This is a genomic window from Bacillus sp. Nf3 (assembly GCF_003028545.1).
Taxonomy (GTDB): Bacteria; Bacillota; Bacilli; order Bacillales; family Bacillaceae; genus Bacillus; species Bacillus safensis.
Map to the genome: position 1 here is coordinate 1 of NZ_PYUA01000016.1, position 3,033 is coordinate 3,033.

The following is a 3,033-nucleotide window of genomic DNA, read 5'->3' on the forward strand; positions in this document are numbered from 1 at the left end:
TAGAATATAGGTTAAGTCCTCGATCTATTAGTATCTGTCAGCTCCACGTGTCACCACGCTTCCACCTCAGACCTATCAACCTGATCATCTTTCAGGGATCTTACTTCCTTGCGGAATGGGAAATCTCATCTTGAGGGGGGCTTCATGCTTAGATGCTTTCAGCACTTATCCCGTCCGCACATAGCTACCCAGCGATGCCCTTGGCAGAACAACTGGTACACCAGCGGTGCGTCCATCCCGGTCCTCTCGTACTAAGGACAGCTCCTCTCAAATTTCCTGCGCCCGCGACGGATAGGGACCGAACTGTCTCACGACGTTCTGAACCCAGCTCGCGTACCGCTTTAATGGGCGAACAGCCCAACCCTTGGGACCGACTACAGCCCCAGGATGCGATGAGCCGACATCGAGGTGCCAAACCTCCCCGTCGATGTGGACTCTTGGGGGAGATAAGCCTGTTATCCCCGGGGTAGCTTTTATCCGTTGAGCGATGGCCCTTCCATGCGGAACCACCGGATCACTAAGCCCGACTTTCGTCCCTGCTCGACTTGTAGGTCTCGCAGTCAAGCTCCCTTGTGCCTTTACACTCTGCGAATGATTTCCAACCATTCTGAGGGAACCTTTGGGCGCCTCCGTTACATTTTAGGAGGCGACCGCCCCAGTCAAACTGCCCACCTGACACTGTCTCCCTGCCCGATAAGGGCAGCGGGTTAGAAGGTCAATACAGCCAGGGTAGTATCCCACCGATGCCTCCACCGAAGCTAGCGCTCCGGTTTCCAAGGCTCCTACCTATCCTGTACAAGCTGTACCAACATTCAATATCAGGCTGCAGTAAAGCTCCACGGGGTCTTTCCGTCCTGTCGCGGGTAACCTGCATCTTCACAGGTACTATAATTTCACCGAGTCTCTCGTTGAGACAGTGCCCAGATCGTTGCGCCTTTCGTGCGGGTCGGAACTTACCCGACAAGGAATTTCGCTACCTTAGGACCGTTATAGTTACGGCCGCCGTTTACTGGGGCTTCAATTCGCACCTTCGCTTACGCTAAGCGCTCCTCTTAACCTTCCAGCACCGGGCAGGCGTCAGCCCCTATACTTCGCCTTACGGCTTCGCAGAGACCTGTGTTTTTGCTAAACAGTCGCCTGGGCCTATTCACTGCGGCTTCTCGGGGCTTTAACACCCTAAGAAGCACCCCTTCTCCCGAAGTTACGGGGTCATTTTGCCGAGTTCCTTAACGAGAGTTCTCTCGATCACCTTAGGATTCTCTCCTCGCCTACCTGTGTCGGTTTGCGGTACGGGCACCTCTCACCTCGCTAGAGGCTTTTCTTGGCAGTGTGGAATCAGGAACTTCGCTACTAAATTTCGCTCGCCATCACAGCTCAGCCTTTACGGGAAACGGATTTGCCTATTTCCCAGCCTAACTGCTTGGACGCGGATATCCAATACCGCGCTTACCCTATCCTCCTGCGTCCCCCCATTGCTCAAATGGTGAGGAGGTGGTACAGGAATATCAACCTGTTGTCCATCGCCTACGCCTTTCGGCCTCGGCTTAGGTCCCGACTAACCCTGAGCGGACGAGCCTTCCTCAGGAAACCTTAGGCATTCGGTGGACGGGATTCTCACCCGTCTTTCGCTACTCATACCGGCATTCTCACTTCTAAGCGCTCCACCAGTCCTTCCGGTCTGGCTTCACAGCCCTTAGAACGCTCTCCTACCACTGTTCGTAAGAACAGTCCGCAGCTTCGGTGATACGTTTAGCCCCGGTACATTTTCGGCGCAGAGTCACTCGACCAGTGAGCTATTACGCACTCTTTAAATGGTGGCTGCTTCTAAGCCAACATCCTGGTTGTCTAAGCAACTCCACATCCTTTTCCACTTAACGTATACTTTGGGACCTTAGCTGGCGGTCTGGGCTGTTTCCCTTTCGACTACGGATCTTATCACTCGCAGTCTGACTCCCAAGGATAAGTCATCGGCATTCGGAGTTTGACTGAATTCGGTAACCCGGTAGGGGCCCCTAGTCCAATCAGTGCTCTACCTCCGAGACTCTTACCTTGAGGCTAGCCCTAAAGCTATTTCGGAGAGAACCAGCTATCTCCAGGTTCGATTGGCATTTCACCCCTACCCACACCTCATCCCCGCACTTTTCAACGTGCGTGGGTTCGGGCCTCCATTCAGTGTTACCTGAACTTCACCCTGGACATGGGTAGATCACCTGGTTTCGGGTCTACGACCACGTACTCATGCGCCCTATTCAGACTCGCTTTCGCTGCGGCTCCGCATCTTCTGCTTAACCTTGCACGGGATCGTAACTCGCCGGTTCATTCTACAAAAGGCACGCCATCACCCGTTAACGGGCTCTGACTACTTGTAGGCACACGGTTTCAGGATCTATTTCACTCCCCTTCCGGGGTGCTTTTCACCTTTCCCTCACGGTACTGGTTCACTATCGGTCACTAGGGAGTATTTAGCCTTGGGAGATGGTCCTCCCGGATTCCGACGGAATTTCACGTGTTCCGCCGTACTCAGGATCCACTCTGGAGAGAACAACATTTCAGTTACAGGGCTGTTACCTTCTTTGGCGGGCCTTTCCAGACCTCTTCGCTTATATCGTTCCTTTGTAACTCCGTATAGAGTGTCCTACAACCCCAAGAGGCAAGCCTCTTGGTTTGGGCTGTTCCCGTTTCGCTCGCCGCTACTCAGGGAATCGCATTTGCTTTCTCTTCCTCCGGGTACTTAGATGTTTCAGTTCCCCGGGTATGCCTTCTCATACTCTATGTATTCAAGTATGGATACTACTCCATTACGAGCAGTGGGTTTCCCCATTCGGAAATCTCCGGATCAAAGCTTGCTTACAGCTCCCCGAAGCATATCGGTGTTCGTCCCGTCCTTCATCGGCTCCTAGTGCCAAGGCATCCACCGTGCGCCCTTTCTAACTTAACCATTTCTTACTTTAGAAAGAATCACTATGTGTGATGAACTTTGCATTGCATTCAATGTGAATGTATTACTTATTGTTATCTAGTTTTCAAAGAACA

At 52.6% G+C, this 3,033-nt stretch carries 1 rRNA gene; it reads right to left on the minus strand.

What is annotated here, in order from left to right:
• Positions 1-7 precede the first annotated feature (7 nt).
• Positions 8-2,938 (minus strand): 23S ribosomal RNA (locus C9414_RS19205).
• Between the last annotated feature and the right edge of the window lie 95 nt (positions 2,939-3,033).